Source organism: Mammaliicoccus sp. JADD-157, from assembly GCF_049310805.1.
Classification (GTDB): Bacteria; Bacillota; Bacilli; order Staphylococcales; family Staphylococcaceae; genus Mammaliicoccus; species Mammaliicoccus lentus.
The window spans coordinates 467956-488001 of record NZ_JBMOVZ010000002.1 but is presented as its reverse complement, the minus strand read 5'-3'; the positions used below and the strand labels follow the sequence as shown (position 1 = coordinate 488001).

30 protein-coding genes are annotated in these 20046 nt (G+C 39.5%); 29 read left to right on the top strand and 1 reads right to left on the bottom strand.

What is annotated here, in order from left to right:
• Positions 1–2: 2 nt before the first annotated feature.
• The 7 genes from ACO6VN_RS09040 (at position 3) to ACO6VN_RS09010 (ending at position 4469) form a co-directional block, all read left to right on the top strand.
• Positions 3–152: a hypothetical protein gene (locus ACO6VN_RS09040; RefSeq protein WP_422404553.1), complete on the top strand. Its 150-nt coding sequence runs from the start codon at positions 3–5 to the stop codon at positions 150–152.
• The gene (locus ACO6VN_RS09035; RefSeq protein ID WP_422404552.1) at positions 149–502 is read left to right on the top strand and encodes a hypothetical protein; all 354 of its coding nucleotides are present in this window, start codon (positions 149–151) and stop codon (positions 500–502) included. The genes ACO6VN_RS09040 and ACO6VN_RS09035 overlap by 4 nt, the downstream gene beginning before the upstream one ends.
• On the top strand, positions 499–726 hold the full coding sequence (locus ACO6VN_RS09030) for a hypothetical protein (RefSeq protein WP_422404551.1): 228 nt from the start codon (positions 499–501) through the stop codon (positions 724–726). Before ACO6VN_RS09035 ends, ACO6VN_RS09030 begins: the two co-directional genes overlap by 4 nt.
• 181 nt (positions 727–907) lie before the next feature.
• The gene (locus ACO6VN_RS09025) at positions 908–1630 is read left to right on the top strand and encodes an ATP-binding protein (protein WP_422404550.1); all 723 of its coding nucleotides are present in this window, start codon (positions 908–910) and stop codon (positions 1628–1630) included.
• The gene (locus ACO6VN_RS09020; RefSeq protein WP_422404549.1) at positions 1630–2985 is read left to right on the top strand and encodes a DnaB-like helicase C-terminal domain-containing protein; all 1356 of its coding nucleotides are present in this window, start codon (positions 1630–1632) and stop codon (positions 2983–2985) included. Before ACO6VN_RS09025 ends, ACO6VN_RS09020 begins: the two co-directional genes overlap by 1 nt.
• 15 nt (positions 2986–3000) lie before the next feature.
• The gene (locus ACO6VN_RS09015; protein ID WP_422404548.1) at positions 3001–3966 is read left to right on the top strand and encodes a toprim domain-containing protein; all 966 of its coding nucleotides are present in this window, start codon (positions 3001–3003) and stop codon (positions 3964–3966) included.
• 11 nt (positions 3967–3977) lie between these two features.
• Complete coding sequence (locus ACO6VN_RS09010; protein ID WP_422404547.1) at positions 3978–4469, top strand: hypothetical protein; 492 nt, start codon at positions 3978–3980, stop codon at positions 4467–4469.
• Positions 4470–4493: 24 nt separating this feature from the next.
• Here the strand turns inward: ACO6VN_RS09010 and ACO6VN_RS09005 are convergent, their stop codons facing one another.
• Positions 4494–4730, bottom strand: a complete 237-nt coding sequence (locus ACO6VN_RS09005) for a helix-turn-helix domain-containing protein (protein WP_422404546.1) — start codon at positions 4728–4730, stop codon at positions 4494–4496.
• 178 nt (positions 4731–4908) lie between these two features.
• Between ACO6VN_RS09005 and ACO6VN_RS09000 the strand changes: the two genes are divergently transcribed.
• From ACO6VN_RS09000 to ACO6VN_RS08895, 22 genes are all read left to right on the top strand, one after another.
• Positions 4909–5439 (top strand): hypothetical protein, encoded by a 531-nt coding sequence (locus ACO6VN_RS09000; RefSeq protein WP_422404545.1) that lies wholly within the window; start codon positions 4909–4911, stop codon positions 5437–5439.
• A gap of 155 nt (positions 5440–5594) precedes the next feature.
• Positions 5595–5741 (top strand): hypothetical protein, encoded by a 147-nt coding sequence (locus ACO6VN_RS08995; RefSeq protein ID WP_422404544.1) that lies wholly within the window; start codon positions 5595–5597, stop codon positions 5739–5741.
• Between the two features lie 136 nt (positions 5742–5877).
• On the top strand, positions 5878–6219 hold the full coding sequence (locus ACO6VN_RS08990) for a hypothetical protein (RefSeq protein WP_422404543.1): 342 nt from the start codon (positions 5878–5880) through the stop codon (positions 6217–6219).
• Positions 6220–6354: 135 nt separating this feature from the next.
• On the top strand, positions 6355–7092 hold the full coding sequence (locus tag ACO6VN_RS08985; protein WP_422404542.1) for a hypothetical protein: 738 nt from the start codon (positions 6355–6357) through the stop codon (positions 7090–7092).
• Positions 7093–7107: 15 nt separating this feature from the next.
• On the top strand, positions 7108–7515 hold the full coding sequence (locus ACO6VN_RS08980) for a group I intron-associated PD-(D/E)XK endonuclease (protein ID WP_422404541.1): 408 nt from the start codon (positions 7108–7110) through the stop codon (positions 7513–7515).
• Positions 7493–7681, top strand: coding sequence for a hypothetical protein (locus tag ACO6VN_RS08975; protein ID WP_422404540.1), 189 nt, complete (start codon positions 7493–7495; stop codon positions 7679–7681). Before ACO6VN_RS08980 ends, ACO6VN_RS08975 begins: the two co-directional genes overlap by 23 nt.
• Before the next feature lie 2 nt (positions 7682–7683).
• On the top strand, positions 7684–9144 hold the full coding sequence (locus tag ACO6VN_RS08970; protein ID WP_422404539.1) for a hypothetical protein: 1461 nt from the start codon (positions 7684–7686) through the stop codon (positions 9142–9144).
• 338 nt (positions 9145–9482) lie between these two features.
• Positions 9483–11396, top strand: coding sequence for a DNA polymerase (locus ACO6VN_RS08965; RefSeq protein ID WP_422404538.1), 1914 nt, complete (start codon positions 9483–9485; stop codon positions 11394–11396).
• Positions 11397–11495: 99 nt separating this feature from the next.
• A complete protein-coding gene (locus ACO6VN_RS08960) occupies positions 11496–12593 on the top strand; it encodes an AAA family ATPase (RefSeq protein ID WP_422404537.1) in 1098 nt (365 codons plus the stop codon).
• A 64-nt stretch (positions 12594–12657) separates the two neighbouring features.
• On the top strand, positions 12658–13161 hold the full coding sequence (gene dut, locus ACO6VN_RS08955) for a dUTP diphosphatase (protein WP_422404570.1): 504 nt from the start codon (positions 12658–12660) through the stop codon (positions 13159–13161).
• Complete coding sequence (locus ACO6VN_RS08950) at positions 13149–13385, top strand: hypothetical protein (RefSeq protein WP_422404536.1); 237 nt, start codon at positions 13149–13151, stop codon at positions 13383–13385. The genes dut and ACO6VN_RS08950 overlap by 13 nt, the downstream gene beginning before the upstream one ends.
• A 1-nt stretch (position 13386) precedes the next feature.
• Positions 13387–14388 (top strand): hypothetical protein, encoded by a 1002-nt coding sequence (locus ACO6VN_RS08945; protein ID WP_422404535.1) that lies wholly within the window; start codon positions 13387–13389, stop codon positions 14386–14388.
• The gene (locus tag ACO6VN_RS08940) at positions 14382–14516 is read left to right on the top strand and encodes a hypothetical protein (protein ID WP_422404534.1); all 135 of its coding nucleotides are present in this window, start codon (positions 14382–14384) and stop codon (positions 14514–14516) included. The genes ACO6VN_RS08945 and ACO6VN_RS08940 overlap by 7 nt, the downstream gene beginning before the upstream one ends.
• Complete coding sequence (locus ACO6VN_RS08935) at positions 14513–15037, top strand: crossover junction endodeoxyribonuclease RuvC (RefSeq protein ID WP_422404533.1); 525 nt, start codon at positions 14513–14515, stop codon at positions 15035–15037. Before ACO6VN_RS08940 ends, ACO6VN_RS08935 begins: the two co-directional genes overlap by 4 nt.
• On the top strand, positions 15034–15300 hold the full coding sequence (locus tag ACO6VN_RS08930; protein ID WP_422404532.1) for a hypothetical protein: 267 nt from the start codon (positions 15034–15036) through the stop codon (positions 15298–15300). The genes ACO6VN_RS08935 and ACO6VN_RS08930 overlap by 4 nt, the downstream gene beginning before the upstream one ends.
• A complete protein-coding gene (gene nrdI, locus ACO6VN_RS08925; protein WP_422404531.1) occupies positions 15287–15661 on the top strand; it encodes a class Ib ribonucleoside-diphosphate reductase assembly flavoprotein NrdI in 375 nt (124 codons plus the stop codon). The genes ACO6VN_RS08930 and nrdI overlap by 14 nt, the downstream gene beginning before the upstream one ends.
• A gap of 147 nt (positions 15662–15808) precedes the next feature.
• The gene (locus ACO6VN_RS08920) at positions 15809–16276 is read left to right on the top strand and encodes a hypothetical protein (RefSeq protein WP_422404530.1); all 468 of its coding nucleotides are present in this window, start codon (positions 15809–15811) and stop codon (positions 16274–16276) included.
• Positions 16269–18386 carry a class 1b ribonucleoside-diphosphate reductase subunit alpha gene (gene nrdE, locus ACO6VN_RS08915; protein WP_422404529.1) on the top strand — a complete coding sequence of 706 codons (2118 nt, stop codon included), beginning with the start codon at positions 16269–16271 and terminating at the stop codon, positions 18384–18386. Before ACO6VN_RS08920 ends, nrdE begins: the two co-directional genes overlap by 8 nt.
• 26 nt (positions 18387–18412) lie before the next feature.
• The gene (locus tag ACO6VN_RS08910) at positions 18413–18565 is read left to right on the top strand and encodes a hypothetical protein (RefSeq protein ID WP_422404528.1); all 153 of its coding nucleotides are present in this window, start codon (positions 18413–18415) and stop codon (positions 18563–18565) included.
• 24 nt (positions 18566–18589) lie between these two features.
• Positions 18590–19582 carry a class 1b ribonucleoside-diphosphate reductase subunit beta gene (gene nrdF, locus ACO6VN_RS08905; RefSeq protein WP_422404527.1) on the top strand — a complete coding sequence of 331 codons (993 nt, stop codon included), beginning with the start codon at positions 18590–18592 and terminating at the stop codon, positions 19580–19582.
• A gap of 12 nt (positions 19583–19594) precedes the next feature.
• Positions 19595–19807 (top strand): hypothetical protein, encoded by a 213-nt coding sequence (locus ACO6VN_RS08900; protein WP_422404526.1) that lies wholly within the window; start codon positions 19595–19597, stop codon positions 19805–19807.
• A 12-nt stretch (positions 19808–19819) separates the two neighbouring features.
• Positions 19820–20035: a hypothetical protein gene (locus ACO6VN_RS08895; protein ID WP_422404525.1), complete on the top strand. Its 216-nt coding sequence runs from the start codon at positions 19820–19822 to the stop codon at positions 20033–20035.
• Positions 20036–20046 lie beyond the last annotated feature (11 nt).

Here is a 20046-nt window from a genome sequence, read left to right as displayed (position 1 = left end):
GGATGGAAAATACAGATATTTTAGCGAATGTAATGTCAGATTTAACTTATTTTGACACAAGCGAATTAACTACAATACAACAAATTATGTTAGGAAAAGCAGAAGAATTATTAGAGATGTTGGCGACGGAATTAGAGGAGGACGCACAATGAATGATTTCGAATTAAGATTTGGCAACCAAGTTTATAAAGTGTGTAATTTGAGCGATAAAATTTTGATAAGAAGATATAATGGTTCGGATATTCATATATCAGATGCATCGGAAATATTTGATTTTATGTACTATGTTCAAAATGTTCATAGGAAACAAGCTGAATTAAACGATGCTGAATCAGATATGAACAAATGTATATCGAGGTTGTATGAGAAGAAAGGTATAGAAACAACTCATGAACTAGACCCATTCAGACAAAAGTATAGACAGTTAGTTTATGACATTGAGCAAGCGAAGAACGATAAAGAAATATTGAGGATAGTTAAAGAGTTGGAGGACACACAATGAAACTTAACCCGGTATACATCCAACCGAAATACCGTATAAACGGAGAAACAAAAGTACATCCAATCGAAAGACTAGAGTTCGAAAGAGTACCCGAAAATAGCCTCGAGAAATTGGGAATGCGCGTAGCAAAGAGCGGTCAAAACTTAGGAGAATCGTTAGCGCACATATTGAAGTCCCGTAGAGGCAACTTCGAAAAGATAGAGGAGGCGTTTAAGCGTGCGTAACTTTATAATCGCTTTTATAATAGCCGCGACAATCATGTACGGAGTATACCGAGATTACATGAGAAGAGCGCAAGTACAAGACGAGATAGATCGTTCGTAATTTAATATTTAAAACGAATTATAAACGGTGATTAAACGGTAATATTCGTGTTTATACAGATACTATAACGGAGGTAAAGAAATGGAACAAACAAACGAAATGAATTGCCCGTTAGCAAGCGTATGTAAGCAAGCGGGTAATTTACCGCAGTGTACGGCATCATGTACACCATTCATAGCTGTAAGTAGGCGATATGCTACGACGGAACTGCCTACGGAATACAGAAACATCACGTTAGATAATTCGCCAGCTAAGGCGGATCAATCAGTAATTTATGAACGCTTAGAAACGTATGTAAAATCGTTTGCTATGGACGATGTAACGATAAAGAACTTATATCTATTATCGGAAAGTCCCGGTACTGGCAAAACGACTACTGCGGCTGCGTTGATAAACGAGTATGTAAAGAGACGATTCATGTATTACGTCAAAAAGAAAGTTGAAATACCGCAAGAGTTAGCAGCGTTCCTAGATTTAACCGAATGGCAAAATAAGTATAATCTTGCGACTATGACGAAAGACGAACAAGCACTCGAAGAAATCAAAGACGATATTATTCGATACTCCGAGATAGAGTTTCTCGTATTAGATGATATAGGCGTTAGATCAGCTACGGAGGCTTTTCGAGGTTATGTACATACGATAATCAATAAACGTATTACTAACGCAAGACCAACAGTTTTTACAAGTAACGTACCTATGACGGAGCTTAGTACGATATTCGATTCTAGGTTATACGATAGAGTACGAGATCAATGTATTACAATGCCGTTCGATGGAACGAGTAAGAGGGGGCGTAGATAATGGCGAACAATTTCGGATCAATGATTTTATCCAAAGCATTAGACGTTGAGTCAATTAGCGAATTAAGAAAGCAAGGTATCGACGAAAATTCATTCGTATCGCGTGGAGATATTGCGGTATATAAATTTATCGATGAGTATGCCGAACATCATCAAGGAAAAGTACCTTCATATGCTACTGTCGTTGATAAATTCGGAGACATATTTACGTATGTTCCGGGTGTAATCGAACCGTTCGAATATTTAGCGCGAGAGGTTAAGAACCGAAAAGCACAGCTAGAGTTCAAAGAGGTCATTGACGGTTTACAGGAAGGTTTTGACAGTGGAAAAAATGACATGTCGGAATATTTATTATCCTTGACAAATGAGCTGGAAATGATTAATAATAGAACAAGACACGAACACACGTTCGGTACAAATATGAAACATGACGTTAATAAGTTCAAAACCGAGTACCTAAAACGTAAAGCTGGAGAGTCCGTTAAAGTATGGGACAGTTCATTCAACTATATCAACAATGAAGTTGGAGGATGGGAAAGCGGAAGTGTTTACGTGTTCTATGCGAGAAGTGGACGAGGTAAGTCAGTGATTACTACGTATGACGCGGTACACTTGGCTAGACAAGGGGCAAACGTTCTATTATGGACGCTTGAAATGTCAGCTTATGAAGTTCTAACTCGAATGTACACATTTATGTCGGCTATGGACGGTAAAACTATTTATACCGATTCAGAAACTAGACAAGAGTACGATAGTGGTTATAGATCGGACTTAATCAGACATGGAGCTTTAGAAGACGATATGGAAAAAGACTTCATGCAAATGTTAGACGAATTAAACTCTACTATGGAAGGTAATATATTTATCCGTTCAGTAGATGACGAAGACTTTTACGATCGTAGTTTAAAACAGATAAGCTCCGATATAGATGCAATTAATGCAGATGTAGTCGTGATTGATCCGTTCTATTACTTAGATTATGAGACGAACAAAAGTAAAACGGCTGGTGGCGATGCTGCTGAAACGAGTAAGAAATTACGTAGATTAGCCGGACAGAAAGAAGTTGTAGTGTTCGCTATAACACAAGCAGAAGAAGACGATAAGGAACAAGAGAAGGAAGAAATACGAGCGCTTAAACTGCCTAAACGACGTGAAGTTAAAAAGACCAAGTCGTTACTTGAGGACGCGAGCGTACTTATCACACTAGATACCGATTATAAACAGAAAGCCGGAATAATCGGAATCAATAAAGGTCGTAATGGTGGCGAAGGAACAACGAAAGAAATCGTTTATATTCCAAGTGTCGGAATCGTTCGTGAGGCAACAATCGACGAGAACATGTTCGATGAATTTTAATAGCGGAGGGATATTATGGCACAGATAAAAGTTGACGGTAGATACATTGACGTGAATTTATCCGAAGAGCTTGAGCCGTATGAGTTATTAAACGCTAAGCAATCGGGAGATAAGATAGTGGCGAGTTCTCCGTTTAGGGAGGACACGTCTCCGTCATTCTTTATCAATGTCGGCGATGGAGAATACGCTGGAACTTGGGGAGATTCCGGAGCAAGCGATGATTACTGGGCTAAAGGTAATCTCGTTAAATTGCTATCGTACTTTAGGAATGAAACATACGAAGAGACAGTCGATTATTTAATATCGAAGTATGATTACGAGTATGTCGATACAAGCATAAAGATAGAAGTACAGCCGTTACATTTACGGCAAGGTAATGTCGAAGTACCTAGTAGTCGATATAAAGGTAAGTCGATAGATAATTCTTATTTAATAGGTCGAGGTATTCATCCGAAAGTAATTGAGATGAACGAGGTATTTGATAACGGAAACAGTGTCGGTATTATATGGCGAGATACAAACGGTAAAGTGGCGAACATTAAATACCGTATGAAGTCTGATAAGACGTTTTGGTATGAACGTGGAGCAACACCGATTAAGCGATTAGTGTACGGATTAAATCACGTCATAGATCGCGGTATAAAAAGAATCGTTGTATGTGAAGCGGAGATAGATGCGATGACGTGGCAATCAGCCGGTATATTTGCAGTAGCAGTAGGAGGCGCAAGTTTAAACGATTTTCAAGCTGATCTAATTGTCGCTAGCGGTGTCGAAGAAGTAATACTCGGAGGCGATTTCGATGAAAGTGGCGCTCGATTTAATCGTATAGTAGAGAATAAACTTCGTAATAGGGTAGTAACGATTAGTAAAATAGTAGAATCTTTCGGAAAAGAATACAAAGATGCGAACGAAATTGGTACAATTAAATTGAGGTACGCCGAATTTAAAGAAGTGCCTATTATAAAAACGTTAAGAATTTAAGGAGTGTTCGTATGTATAAGAAACTACTATCGATAGGTCTAGCAACTAGCATACTTTTAGCTGGATGTGGTTCGGATAATAATTCCGAAGTAAAAGAAAGTAATACGGAGAAGAAAGCCGAGCAAACAATGTCTGTTGAGAAAGCGGCTGTAGAACTATCGTATAAGATAGAAGACAATAAGCTACAATATCCGGAGGATCACGACGATTTATTAGAATATAAAGAATCGGTAGCCGAGTTACGTCCATATGTAGATGCATTAAAGGAGCCTAAGCCGAATAATGAAACGGAAAAAGAGTTCGTTGATACAGCGTCATTAATAACTAGAGACGGTTTTATGGATTCGTTAGAAGAGTTTGTGGATAAGGCAGAGAATGATTCAACGAAGAACGTGATCGAGTATTTCGAAAATCATGAAGTCGATGAATCACATAACGTAAAGGATGTATTATGGAATACAGTAGAGGCAACGGAGCATACGTTTGGAGATATTAAGCAATAAAAAAGACGGGAATATCTCCCGTCATTAATTACGCTTGTCTGTGTTTCCGAATAAATAGTCAGTAGATACTCCAAAGTAGTTGCATAGAATACTAATAGTATGAGCAGTAGGATTACATTCCTTATTTAGAATATACTTTATACCACCTTCGGATATACCAGTATCTCTCGACAACTGGGGTTTAGATAAGTCGTACTCGTCCATCAAATTTGAAATTCTTTTTCGCATTAATTCGTTGTGTTTACTACTTTTTTCGGTCATATTACTACCTCCGGTTAAAATAATTTTAAAATAATGCTTTACAATTAGATGATAAGCATTTATATTAGTATATGTGCAACGGATAGTAAACAACCAAAAATAACTTCGGCAAAAGTTTTTTAAGAAAAAGTGTCCGTTTTAAAATATTTAAGGTATTAGTATATAGGAGGTAATAATAATGACAAATAAATTAAAATCAGAACTTATGAGCTACATAGCTAGCAAGGGTGTCACCGATCGAGTTGCATGCGAAACCATCGCTCATGATGTGCTACTCGATAACACAGCGATTGGCTTTGAAAAACGTAGCGCAAAATATAAAGTATTGAAATATCACGATCCCAAGAGAAATTATAAAGCTAGCATTACAGGTAGTGATAAAAATATCACGGTATATTTACATGAGCCGATAAGTGAAAGTGAAGAGTGCGGCAACATTCTTGACAACACTCCGGCTGATACTTCTAATGAAGACAGAACCGCTAAGTTAATTGAACAACGGCAATTGATCAGAAAACTATTACGCGGTTCAGATGAAAGAACGACGGCAATCGTTCAAACATGGTTAAGTTTAGACCAACCAACATTTACTAAAGTTGCAGAAATGGTTGGGTCAAATAGAAAAACTGTTCAAAGATGTATTTCAAGATTATCTCGAAATTACAACGCTGATGAACATGGTTCTATTTACGATTATTTAAGTTACTAAAACATATGTCTGTTATTTCTTGCAGATATATGCAGTAACTACATATTTATTATAGCATGAAGTTACGAAAAATTCATTAAAAATTACCAAAATAAACGGAATTTTGAATAAATATTAACGGAAAAATAACGGAAAATAATAACGGAGGTACTAAAATGAGTAAAACGGAAGAATTTAACACCTTCGAGTCTTTGATAGACGAGAGGTATAGTGAAACTTTGTATAACGGAACTTTCACGGAAGATGAAGATCCGATGGATTACATAGACATAAGGAAAGTGGGTGCTTTAATTGACGGATAAATATAACCTAACTAACCACGCTTACCATCGATACTTAGAACGAATCGGTAAAGGAGAAAAGCACCACATACTCAATCGACTAACTCAATTATTGGAGAATAGCCGAGAGACTTCTCCCGGAACTAACAAATCAACGGTGTATTTTTCGAAAGGCATAGCGATTGTACTAGCAGAAGATAACTACACGATATTAACGGTGTATAGAAGGAAACCGGATGTGCTTAATAGTGATTTATTCGAAGGTATTATCGGAGTAGTTAAAGGCGAGCTATGCAAAGAAGAACGACAGCTTAAAGCAGAGAAACGACGATTGTTAATCGAAATGCACGAGGCTGAAATTCGAAAGTTAAAAGTTTTTAATCCCGATACGCAATCAATCATTCAGCGCAAGATTGACGGATTAACCACTCAAGTGTCTATCATCAACGATAAACTGCGCCAAGCAGACGAGATTAGAAAGAAGTTTAAGATAGCGTAATGAATGTCCGACTTAATGTCGGTCGTTCAATCGGCTACATTATTTCGATAGTGTATTCGATTGAGCGCACAAGCGTTCAGCAGTCGGTTTGGGTTATTCCGAAACTGGCAAATAAAAACTAGGAGGAATTTTATTATGAGTAACTACGCATTAGGAGCAGACGCATTAAAAAGATTTAACGGAGGTACTACTGACAATTCAGCTGATAACAAATTCGCTAAATTCAACAGTGGTTCAAAATACACTGTAAAGGTACTTGGTACGGAAGACGTGATGGAGGCTAAAACTTATTCGCACTTCCAAAACCCTAAAATTGCTACATTTACGGCAAAGAACCCGTCTAAAATTTACAAAGATGGCGACAAATTCGTTTATGAAAATCCGACAAGTTGGGACGTAGTGTCTAAAGCGTTATACGAACGATCAGCTAAGAAGTTTGACACAGACCATCAACAAGCTGGCGCAGTAGCTCGTAAATCAAGATTCGCATTTGGATTTTTCGACTTAGACACTAACGAACCAATGGTTATTGATGTAACGGCTACACAAGCGCAAGTGTTATACGAGTCAATCATGAAACATGCCGATAAATTAGATCAGCGTATTTTCAAATTATCTAAAACGGGCAAAGGTAAAGACACGAAAGTTGCTTTAGACGTAGTCTTTCCGGGAGAAGAAACAGACAAGCAAGCTGAAAACGCAGCTAATGCACCGTCAGAGTTCGATAAGAAGAACTTCGAAGGACTATACTTCGAAAAATCTGACGAAGAAATGAAGAAAGACTTAATCGCAATCGGACATAACTTAGAGGATTACGGAATTGAGCCGCCAGTAGATAACGGTAACAACGACGATCCGACGAACAATTTCTAATAGGAGGCTTACGTAATGGCGAATTTTTCAAGTGCGAAGGGGATGGCGAGTGAGCTAATCGCCCAATCCCTACTAATCGCAAAAGGATATTCCGTCCATGTTCCATTGGTCGCCGAACCGTATGATTTAGTGGCGCATGAGAACGGTACAAAGAACTCGTTTAAGATACAGGTTAAAACACTTCGTATCAGAAACGATCGTGAAGACGCGTTGGTGGTAAAAGCTACATCGTCAAATGGAGAACGCTATAGTAAGCGAGACGTTGACTACGTGTTAGCAGTAAACATCGACGAAGGAATCGGATATTTAATAGAGAATACCGAGCAGAAAGAGTATTGGGCGAAAGACTTCGCTACTGCTGCGTCTAAGTGGACGGAGTTACGATTAGGAGGCGACACGTATGGCGACTCAACAAGATCGTAGTATTATCGGCGTAATGTTCTTCGATGAAAACGGAGAGCAACGCCGTGTGTATTGTTTAGCGGGAACAACACACGTGATAGCAGATAACGGAAGTATACATGAGATAGACGGAATAGATGAAATCGTAATAACGGACGATAAACTAAAACGAAACGGGGACGAATAATTATGGCAATCAGAATCGAAAACAACGAAGGAACTATCGTAGTTGACACTATCGAAGAATTTTTAGCAATCCAAGAAGTAGGCGGAAACGCGCCTGTAGAATCGGAAGAACCGGCTACACCTTACGCGAGTATCGCTCAATCTAGCTTATTATCTAGCACTAATAATCCGGAGTTTAGAGTCGGAGATAAAGTTATAATTTTGGATGACGGTAAGACTGCTCCAGTTGGGCATGCTTTCGAAAAAGGCAATATCGGAACTATAGTAGATATCAGACTTTCGGCTAGTAAAGATAAATTCATATATGAGGTTGAAGAAGTTGAAAGCGAATTAACGCAAGTTATGTACGCAGAAAGTATTGAACTTCACGAAGAACCGGCTAAGGAAGAACCGACTATGGGAGTGCCGACTAAGGATGTGATATTCGAAAAGGGAGACTTCGTTGTAGTAAAAGGCAGATTACTCTTTGATGAAAACTTCCCGTATGAAGTCGCTGAAACTTGTTACGCTGGAGAAAAGACTGTGACTTTAATCGATGATTGGAACGACGAAGAGCCTGTTTCAGTTGATGACGTTACTTTATCGGGTTCTGCCAAGAAAGTTGAAGGCGCTAAGTATATCGTTGTTAACGGATATAATGGACATGATTTCGGATACGGAGAGATTGTAACTTTAGTGGAAGACGACGGATCACATAAGCCACTTTTTGAGAACGAGTTTGGAGGAATACAATACGTAGATATGAACGATGTGAAACTACTAGAAGACTTTGACGAGGACAGCGATTATATAAGTCCGGAAGAATTAAAAGTAGGCGATAAGTTTACTTTCGAAAGTACTCCTATAAAGGCGTTCAAGTTTACACCGGGTAAGGTATATACCGTAGAAGAAGGGCATAGTCCCGGAGTAGTTAAAGACGACACAGGTTGCTACCTATACGATTACAACTTCGATATTTTCAAAGGAATCAAACTCGTTAATGACGATGTTAAATCTGAAATGGATTACAGCGAATTAACAGAAATTGACGAATCAGAAGTTCAAGACGGAGATTTCATCGTATTTAGCGAAGATATAAATTCGGGTGAAAGAGAGTTTGAGGCGGGTAAGCTATACGAGATTAATGATGAAACGTATTGCGATGAGAATGGCGAAGATCGAGATATAGGATCATACGCTCATCGAGAAACGAAAGACTACATTAAATACTACCGTAAAATCAACGATTCCAACATTGAATTAGAGGACGGAGACATCGTAGTAGTGACTGACGATATTACCGACTTTGCTGGGGATTCAGTTTGTTCGGGAGATGTGGCAGAGGTGGCATCTACTAGCGATAAGGATGTTTTTTACTTACTGGTTCCGGGTTCAGCCAATGTTAGGTTATACCGACAAGGTATGGAGAATCATCTATCGAAAGTGGCGTTAGTATGCAAAGCGAAAGATAGACTAGATCAATAAACGAAATTTAAACGGAGGTATAACGTATGATGAATGTCAGATTAAATATCGACAATGGTTCAGAATCAACGCTATCCACCGCAATAGAAAAACGTAAGCAAGCGGGCGTTGGCGAATCTATCGCTGACGCTTTCGCTCGTATTTACGGTATGAAAAATACCGAACCCGACTTACGTAAAATACAAGCGGTGGAAAAAGCAATAACAAACGGAGATATTGGTAGAGAACAAGCAGCAGTCGATAAGGGTAAAAAGTTGTCTAAAGCGGAGGTTCTGCGATTATATCAAGCCGTAAAAGAGGCGGAGAATAAGCGCATACTTGCCGATATGGTTGAGAACATGCCGAGTAACTATAATCTAGTGTTAACCGAACAAGAATTGGACGACATGGTAACGGTATTAATGGAAGAAGATATTATCGTATTTGACGTCGAGACTACTGGAACGGATGTATGGAGCGACCGAATCGTAGGACATGTGTTATCGGCTACTAAAGCGGATCAACATTTCTATGTACCAACAGGACACATTACCGATACTAAACAGCTAGACCATGATTATGTAACGGCTAGGTTAAAGCCGGTATACGAACGTGAGGACGTCTTGTATATTGCACATAATGCCTCTTTTGATCTTCACATGTTAGATCGTGATGGAATAACGTTAAAAGGAAAGCTATGGGACACGATGGAGGCAATGAGGCTGTTAAACGAAAACGAAATGACTTATGCGTTAAAGCCGTTAGTATCTAAGTTCCTTAATATACCGTCTTATAAGTACGGAGATTTATTCGGACAGATTGGTTTCGGAGAGGTAAGCGACCTACAAGTAGCGTTGAGTTACGCAGCTAAAGATGGCGACATTACATTCAAGTTATACGAGTTTCAACAGAAACACATGTCGAAGTTTCCGTCGATATTGAAATACTGTGAAGAAGTGGAAATGCCGTTGATTAAAGTCGTAGTCGAAATGGAGAAAACGGGCTTTGTAATCGACACAGACTTTGCTGAACAATACGGTAAAGAAATATCGGCAGAGATTGACGAACTCCACAAGAAAATACTCGATCAGCTTACACCGACTTGGATGGAGATACGAGACGATGTATCGAAAGAGTTGAACATTAATAGTTCCGTTCAATTAAAGAATACATTATCGAGATATGTCGGCAAGGAATTACCGAACACAGACGCTAAGAAGACGTTGAAACCATTAGCGAAAGAATGGGTAGTTGTCGACCAATTACTACGATATAAAGAACTTGTTAAATTGTATTCGACGTATATAACGAAATTACCATTACAGATTACTGATTATGACGGCAAGTTACATGCGTCATTCAATCAGAACGGCGCAAAGACGGGGAGATTTAGTTCGGGCGGTAACGGAATCAATTTACAGAATCAGAGCCAGCAATCGAGAAAGCTATTCGTAGCACCCGAAGGCAAGGTTATCATCGGAAGTGACTTCTCCGCACAAGAGATTCGATGCGTAGCGTATTTATCGCAAGAACCTGTCTTAATTAATGCGTTTAAAGAAGGGAAAGACCCTTATGCTATGATCGCTAGTAACTTCTACGGTAAACCATACGAAGAAGTATACAAAAACGAGGACGGTTCTGATACAAAAGAGCGTAAACAAATGAAGGTTGTATGGTTAGCGACATTATACGGAATGAGTAACGTATCTTTAGCCGAAATGTTAGGCGTTAAGAAACAGGAGGCGACGAAGTTACAAGACGATTTATTCGAGAGTATGCCGAAGTTACAAGCGTGGATTGACTACGCAAAAGATTTCGTTCAAAGAAACGGATTTGTATGGCTCGACAAGGATCAGCGTAAGAGAAGATTACCGGAGGCTAAAATGCGTAAGTACGGTATACCATACGGCAAGTACAACGATCCAGCGTACGAGAAAGAACGCAAGCATAATTCGTTAGTAAGTAAAGCGTTAAGACAAGCGCCAAATGCTTGCGTACAAGGTGCGTCAGCTATTCAAACGAAGGTTACGTTAATTAAGCTACATGAATTATGTAGTCAGCGTGATGGATGGCGCTTATGGTGTACCGTTCATGATGAAATATTGGTCGAAGTACCCGAAACAATAACGCGTGAAGAAACGAAGGACATAGAGCGTGTAATGGTCGAGTCGTACAAATGGGGCGACAACGTGGATAATAAAACGGACTTAGAAATTATGCGAGTGTGGGGCGAAGGTATGACACCGGAAGACTGGTTCGCACAAAAAGATTAAATTAAATCGATTTTAAGTGTCCGAAAAGACCAAGTGAACGGTATTAGTAAGTAGGAGTTGTTAATATCCTAAAATCAAACGAAATGAGGGCATTTAATTATGAAAGTTATTAACTACGGCAGCAAGTACGAAATTTATCCAAACGATCTTAAAACGTTCGACCAATTACCGAAAGGAACCTATACGGTTGAGTTCAATCCAATGAACGGGTTCTCACTTTCGAAGATTAACAACTTCGTTCAAAAGGAACCGAAGATTTATGGTAATCACGAGGTTAAAGTTAGCAAAGCGTTAAAGACTTTCGAGATACTAAATCGTAGCTTAGGCATTATTCTTAGTGGCGATAAAGGTGTCGGCAAGTCAATATTCGCCCAGCTATTAGCCGAGCGTTGTGCAGACAGCGACTTACCGGTAATCATCGTTAAGAAGGCTTATCCGGGTATCGCTGATTATATCGAAAGCATCGATCAAGAAGTTCTCGTGTTATTCGACGAGTTCGAGAAGATGTTTGATGACCGAAAGGACGGCATTGAACCGCAAGAGAATTTACTCGGTCTACTTGACGGTGTATCGCAAAAGAAAAAGCTATTTGTGATTACGGTCAACAACTTGCGTCGAGTAAACGAGTTCATGATTAATCGTCCAGGTAGGTTCCACTACCACATTAGATTCGGTTACTTAGGTCGAGAAGAAATTACCGAATACTTAAAGGACAAGTTACCGTCAGAGTATTATGGCGAGATTGATAGCGTAGTAAGATTCGCAAACAGAGTTCCGATGAACTACGATTGCTTACGTGCTATTGCTTTTGAGTTATCACTTGGACTGACATTCGCAGAGGCAATTGCTGACTTGAATATTCTAAACACAGAGGGACAGAAATACGATATTACGCTTGACCTTGTTAATGACGATAATGGTAAAACTATATCTGTTATTAACGACAAGCATGAGCTTATGGACTTGTTTACAGATGTTGTAAAGTACGGACACTATATTGATGGTGTTGGGTACATTCAGATTAGATTTAGTCCATCCGACATTGAGACTAACGATAACGAGCTGATTGTTCGATCAGAGAATATCGAAATAATTGAAACGGAATTAACTGACGCAATGGACGAGCTTGACATTAGCGTTGGGGACTTGCACTTGAAGAAATCGGCACAAACTAACTATCATTATCACGCGGTTTAATATCGCTGGTAGTGATTAAACGGAGTATAAACTAAAACGAAACGGAGAGATTCCTTTGGAGAATATTTTAAACGAAATTGAAATTATGCTATTAAGCGATAACGCTATTGTACCGACTCGTTCCTATGAAACTGATAGTGGACTTGATTTATACGCAGCCGAAAGCGTTCGAATAAAAGCTGGAGAAACTGTCGTAATTAAAACGGATATTGCGGTAAACATTCCAGTAGGTTTTGAGGCGCAAGTCAGACCACGTTCGGGTGTTACAAGTGTAACGAAATTACGTGTGCAATTAGGGACGGTTGATCAATCTTATAACGGTAATATCGGAGTTATCGTCGACAACATTTCTAATGAAGAAACTAGAACGAATGCTACTCACGTATTCAAAGGCGATAAGATAGCCCAGCTTGTTTTAACGCCGGTGGTAACACCGAAAGCAAAAGTCGTAGATAACTTTAACGACATTAAAGAACGTGGTAGTAACGGCTTTGGTAGTACAGGTTACAATGCAGAAGATAAAAAGGTATCTGAAAACGAAGGAGGACAATTATCATGGAACATTTAATCGATAACTTTTTTGACGAGGTAGAGGCGAGATTGAATAGCGAGGACGAAGAAAACTTCGCATTGTTCTTAGCGGATGTAGAAGGAGAAGAGCATGCTAGAGTTAAAGCAAGTGTAATAGCATTAGCTGCGTTCTTAGTGAAACACGATCAAGCAAGAGAATTGCTAAGTACGGCGTCAACTATTGCAGAACAGTATGTCGAACATGAATCGGAGGTTGAATAGTATGTCATTAGCGCAAGCGTTCCTAGATCAGCTTAACGAGTTCCATACTTATCCGGAGCCATACGACGATGACTTACACATTCATATGGCGGAAGGATTGGCTAAGTACCTACGAAAAGGTAAGAATGTAGATTGGTCGAAACCATATTTCGCGCCGTCAGCATCGACTAAATGTAAACGTGAGTTATACACGAAAGCACTGCGTAATGATCGTGGTTACCCTTTGTATAAACGAGATGAACGCGACTGGAAACCACACCAACGAAGAGTGACAGCATTAGGTACGGCTATCGGAGATTGGTTACAGTGGGAAGTTCTATTAATGGAACGACATTTCGAAAAGTTTACGGGAAAGAAACCTCGATTTGTGTTTGCTAAAACAGAGGACGGATATCCATTAATGGAAGATTTCGCGTATGTATCGCATGAAGTCGAACAAGACGGGCAGATATTTAACCTTAATGGTACTACCGATGGAATATTAATCGATACTGAAACAGGCGAGAAAGTTCTACTTGAGATTAAATCGAAACAAGAAACTCCTTCTAAAACGAATTACACACAGATGCAAGAACCGAAAGAACCACACGTTAAACAGGTCACGTGCTATTCAGAAATGTACGGCGTTGAAAATGCGATTATCGTATATGTGAACGCTGCTAAACCGAAGTGGTTTGCAGATGATGAGGCGTTAGCGAAATGTCCGGACGTTCGAGCATTTGACGTACATGTTACGCAAAACATGAGAGATTCGGCGTTTGAGTATTTCGCTAGTATTCGCAAGAGTGTCGACGAAGGCAAGCCACCATTACCGGAACTTGCTAAGTGGCAATTTAACGATTTTAAATCTGCAATTGCTAAGACGATTACCGACGATGAGATTGATTCGCTAGAAGTACATTTGTCACTGTTTAAGCCATCGAATAGTATGGCGTGGATGAAACGATCTATGCAAAACGCTTTAGACGATATTAAACAGCGCAAGGAATCCTTAGTATGTTAAAAGGATTGTTAACGGGACTTAAACAGAAACAAATTGACGAAAATACACTAGCGATGTGGTACTCGAAGTCGGATAAAGTAATCGTTTTAAGGTTCGTGAAGATAGACAAAGGAGGCGAAAGTGAATGACGGTTTATATGGGATTAGATTTATCGTTTGCTAAAACGGGGTATGCGATTGTCGAAGTCATTGACGGTGTTGTTTCGATACTAGATAAAGGATTGATTAAAACCGATCCTAAACAAACGGAGCATGAACGTATTCACTACACGACTACATCGATAGAATTTCTAGCTATGCAGTATAGACCGGAGGTTATCGTAAAAGAAGGCTCAGTCGTTGGCAGAACTTCGACAGCTATGCCCGTATTAAAAACGCATGGAGCGTATGAACAGAAAATGTGTTGGCGTTATGAGTTACACGACTTCCATAATGCGTCAATCAAAAAGTGGGCGCGTGACATGTTAGGCGTTAAAGGTAACGATAAATCAATCGTAGGACAGGCAGTCGTAAAAAGGTTCGGAGAAGTAAACGGACTTTACACGGTAAGAGGTAAATATAACGACGATATTGGAGACGCTATAGCGTGTATAACGGCGTGGTTAGAGCGAGAAGGTATTGTTGCTAAGGTAAAGGAGGAAGTCGAGTGAGGGAAATAAACGTAAGTATAACTTCGGTGGATTACGTCAAGTGGTCGATTATTCTCGTAGCGTGGCAGCTATTCAAATGGGCGGTATTTTACGCGCTATTCTTATTCTTTAGCGATTATGACTACGTAGTATCGATTGGATGGAGTTTTGTCACGTTGTTATCCTATGACGGTTTACGACGAGTAATAATGCGTGTAAAGCAACTAGCGTATTCAGACGCAGTGGATAGAGCGTTAGAGGGTGCTTTAGATGACAAAGATTAAGGTAGCGTTTTATTCGATGAGTGGCAACACGAGGTCGTTTGTCGAAAAATTAGACGTAGAGTCCATCGACATTATGGAGAAACCAAGTGTCAATGAATCGTTTATCTTACTTACACCGACTTACTTTTTCGGGCAAGTTCCCGATGAGGTAGGCTCGTGGTTAGTGGATAACGGATCGAACATGCGCGGTGTAATCAGTTTTGGTAATCGTAACTGGGGTAGTAACTTCGCTAAAGCTGGCGACATAATATCGGAGAGTTACGGCGTACCATTACTCGATAAAGTAGAGATGCGTGGTGCTGACGACGATGTAAGACGCATAAACGAAGGAATAGCGAGTGGTAAGGCATGGAGAGAATAGTATCGATTGTTGTAGCGTTCATTGGGACGTTATTATTAACGCAATTTAACTTATCGATTACCTTTACCGTAACATTATGTGTCGTAGGAACATCATATTTAATTGATTTTATAACGGAGTATACTAAACGAAAGTGAGTTGAACGATATGTTACAAGTGAAAGTAGATTACGTGAGAGACACGGCTAGGTTATGGGATAGCGAGTTAGCGCGAGTACCTTCGGAAAATATCGCCGAAATGGTAGAGCGTAAAGAGTGGACGCTAGAAGATATAGAGGTGTTAAGGGACGGCGAGACTGAATTGATTCTAACGAAAGACGGGATGGAACTAGACGTGTATTACGATGAAATAGAGTTAGTACCGGTAGCTGATCGTCCATTCTTATACGCAGTGCAAGAACGATTGTATTCGGAAGATTGGGTCGAGTCATGCGAATGTTGCGGTCCGGAAACAATCTACGAAGAACACGGGTTCGAAACGAAGTATTTAACGTCTGATGTCGGGAAGGCTATCGAATTTATTAACTCTTCGAAAAATGTCGATTTATACGATCTTTATATTAACGTCGTTTATTTAGACGAAGAAATAGATAACGGAGGTAATTTAAATGGGTAAGACGAAAACACATATCGAATTAAACAACCAAGTAACACGTCGAACTGACACTGGTTTCTATGATTTAGAGAAAGATATACAAGCGAAAGATGTTTTTATCGAAGAAGTGAAAAGTAAGACGAAAAAGTTCGCCAGCGAGATTGAACGATTACACTGGATGGTTGATAACGACTTTTACTATGATTTATTCGAACAATACGGTGGTAATAAAGTCCTTAAAGGATTATTAAAGCGCACTGTAAATGCCGAAGTAGATGAGCCGTTTGAGTTTAAATCATATATGGCTGCGACTAAATTCTATTCGAACTATGTAGCGAAAACTAATGACGGTAAAACTTATCTCGAGAATTATGAGCAACATATATTTATCGTAGCTTTATATTTAGCGCAAGGAGACCAAGAGCAAGCCGTTAAAAACTATTGGTCGATGTACAACCAAGTATATCAACCGGCTACACCGACATTCATGAACGCCGGACGTTCAAGACGTGGAGAGCTAGTATCGTGTTTCTTATTATCTACCGAAGATAGCTTGAACGGTATTAACTACACTGAAAGCACTACGAAACAGTTATCGAAACTAGGCGGCGGAGTTGCAGTTGATTTATCGAATATTAGATCGCGTGGAAGTTCAATAAAAGGTATCGAGGGAGTGGCGAAAGGTGCTTTACCGGTAGCTAAATCGATACAATCTGGCGTAAGTTACGCGGATCAGTTGGGGCAAAGACCTGGAGCAGCTGCCGTATACATTAACGTATTCCATATGGATTCGTTAGAGATACTAGATTCGAAGAAAGTAAACGCGGACGAAGACGTTAGGTTATCGACAGTGTCTATTGGACTTACAGTACCGTCGTTATTCTTTGAAATTGCCGAAAGAAACGAAACGATGTATATGTTTGATCCGCTAGATGTTAAGCGTGTTACTGGCGAAGAGTTAGGCGATGTTAATATCTCCGAAGTATACGAAGAGTTAGTTAACGATTCAACTGTACGTAAGAAGTCGATTAATGCACGAGAATATCTTGAAACTGTGGCTAAGACGCAAAAAGAAAGCGGCTATCCGTATGTGATGTTTAAGGATAATGCTAACGCACAGCATCCGTTAAGTAATATCGGCGAGGTTAAAATGTCGAATCTATGCACAGAAATTTTCCAGCTGCAAGAAACTTCTACGATTAACGATTACGGTGTGGAGGACGAGATTAACCGCGATATTTCATGTAACTTAGGTTCAATCAATATCGTTAATGCGGTAGAGAACGGAGTAAAATTTACAGAGTACGTAGAGTCGGCTATAAGATCGTTAACATCGGTTTCCGATATGACATCTATCGCTAATGCACCTGGCGTTAAGAAAGCTAACGGCGAATTACATTCGGTAGGATTAGGCGCAATGAATTTACACGGCTTTTTAGCGAAGAATGGTATATCGTATGAAAGCACAGAGGCTCGAGATTTTGCTAACGTATTCTTTGCAACGCTAAGGTATCATAGCTTATTAGCGTCTTCTAAGATAGCGAGCGAGAAAAATGAAACGTTTAAAGATTTCGATAAATCTAGCTATGCTGACGGATCATACTTCGATAGCTATATCGAGAACACACCGACTGCTAAAACGGATAAAATTCGTGACTTACTAGCTGAATACGAATTTCATATTCCAAACAAGCAGCAATGGATTGCGTTAAGATTAATTGTCATGCAAAATGGATTATACAACGCATATCTGAACGCTATCGCACCTACTCAAAGTATTTCATACGTACAGAACGCTACGAGTGCGATAAGTCCTATTGTCGATGTGATAGAGCGTAGAACATATGGAGATAGTGAGACGTACTATCCTATGCCGTTCTTAACGCCGCAATCATTATGGTTCTATAAGTCAGCGTTTAACATTAATCAGTACAGACTTATCGACTTAGTATCAGTAGTACAACGACATGTGGATCAAGGTGTATCGACTATATTATATGTAACTAGCGATACTTCTACACGTGAGTTGGCATCGTATTACATTTACGCACATGCTAAAGGATTAAAATCGCTATACTACACTCGTAATAAACTATTAAGTATCGAAGAGTGTACTAGCTGCGCAGTATAAAACGGAAATTAAACGGAGGTAATCATATGGAAGAGTATACAGTAACGATAGAATATCACGGAGTCATTGAACAAACAGTTACGGCTGAAAACGAAGAAGATGCAATGAGTCAAGCCGAAGACATCGCGATGATGGAGATTCCATTAGAGGTAGGCGAATACACAATATCGGTTGACTAGATAAACGAGAGAGGATGACGGAATTTGACTAACGTACAAGCAATTAACTGGAACACACCCGAAAACATTTGGAACGTCTTATGGCATCAGAACATAGCGCAAATGTGGACGGACACCGAGTTTAAAGTATCGAGAGATTTAAAATCATGGGAGAAATTATCGGTGGATGAACAGCTTACCTACAAACGTATTCTTGCCGGGCTAACTGCGCTAGATACGCTACAAGGAGATCAAGCTATGCCGTTAATATTATTAGATACGGAAGACTTGAAGAAGAAAGCCGTTTATTCCTATATGGCATTTATTGAGCATATGCATGCGAAGTCGTATTCGACTATTTTCACGACTTTAACTTCAACGAAAGAAACTGATTATCTATTATCGGATTGGGTTGGTAACAACGAGCATTTCGCTAAGAAATACGGCATTACTGAAACTCAATATCATCGATTAAAGTCGGGATTATTACGCGATAGATATATGGCGAGAGCTGCCAGCGTATTTCTTGAATCGTTCCAATTCTATAGTGGTTTTTATTACCCGTTATTATTACGAGGACAAGGTTCGATGGTAGCGTCGGGAGAAATAATCCGCAAGATTCTGATCGACGAGTCTATTCACGGAGTTGCCGTCGGATTAGATGCACAAGACCTATACGCTGAAATGACGGCAGAAGATAAAGTAGCTTGCCGAAATGAAGTTTATCGACTACTTGAGCATATCATGGTAGCGGAAGAACAATACACGCATTACCTATACGATAATATCGGACTTACTGATGATGTTTTAAAGTTCGTTAGGTATAACGCTAATAAAGCATTAATGAATCTAGGTTTCGACGCTTTGTATACGGATGTAGCTTTTAATCCGATAGTTGAGAACGCGCTAGATACTTCGACTGGGAACCACGACTTCTTTTCTACAAAAGGAGACGGCTACGAGTTAGCGAAAGTGATAGAGCCGTTAGAAGACGAGGACTTTGACGTTAAATCTAAAATGGTTAATGACGGAATTTAGGAGGATGATTCAATGCAAGACGCATGGATGATGGTATTTGTGATTTTATACGCTATTGCAGTCGGAAGTTTTTTAATGGAATTGTGTACAGTAGTCCGAATGTACTTCAAGGATGAATACAAAGACATTCGATACTTATTAAAAGGAGATATTATCAGATTGTTAACGCTTATCATTGTAGCACTATTCTGTGCGATAGCTTTAGCGATTTCCATTTTAATTTAGGAGGAAGAACATATGATAACAATATCGTTTACAGTTATCGGTCTTGTAATAGCGTTATGGCTATACACGGCGTCTATTACGATGTACTTATTCGTAGAGAGTTTTATCGTCAAAGACAAGAGCCGTAAGCAGCGATTAAGAGGCATAGTGACATACGATTTAATAGTCGTTGTTGCTATTACGGTCGTACTAAAGGCGTTAGTGTTGGTAGTAAAATATTTACCGTAGTTATACGGATA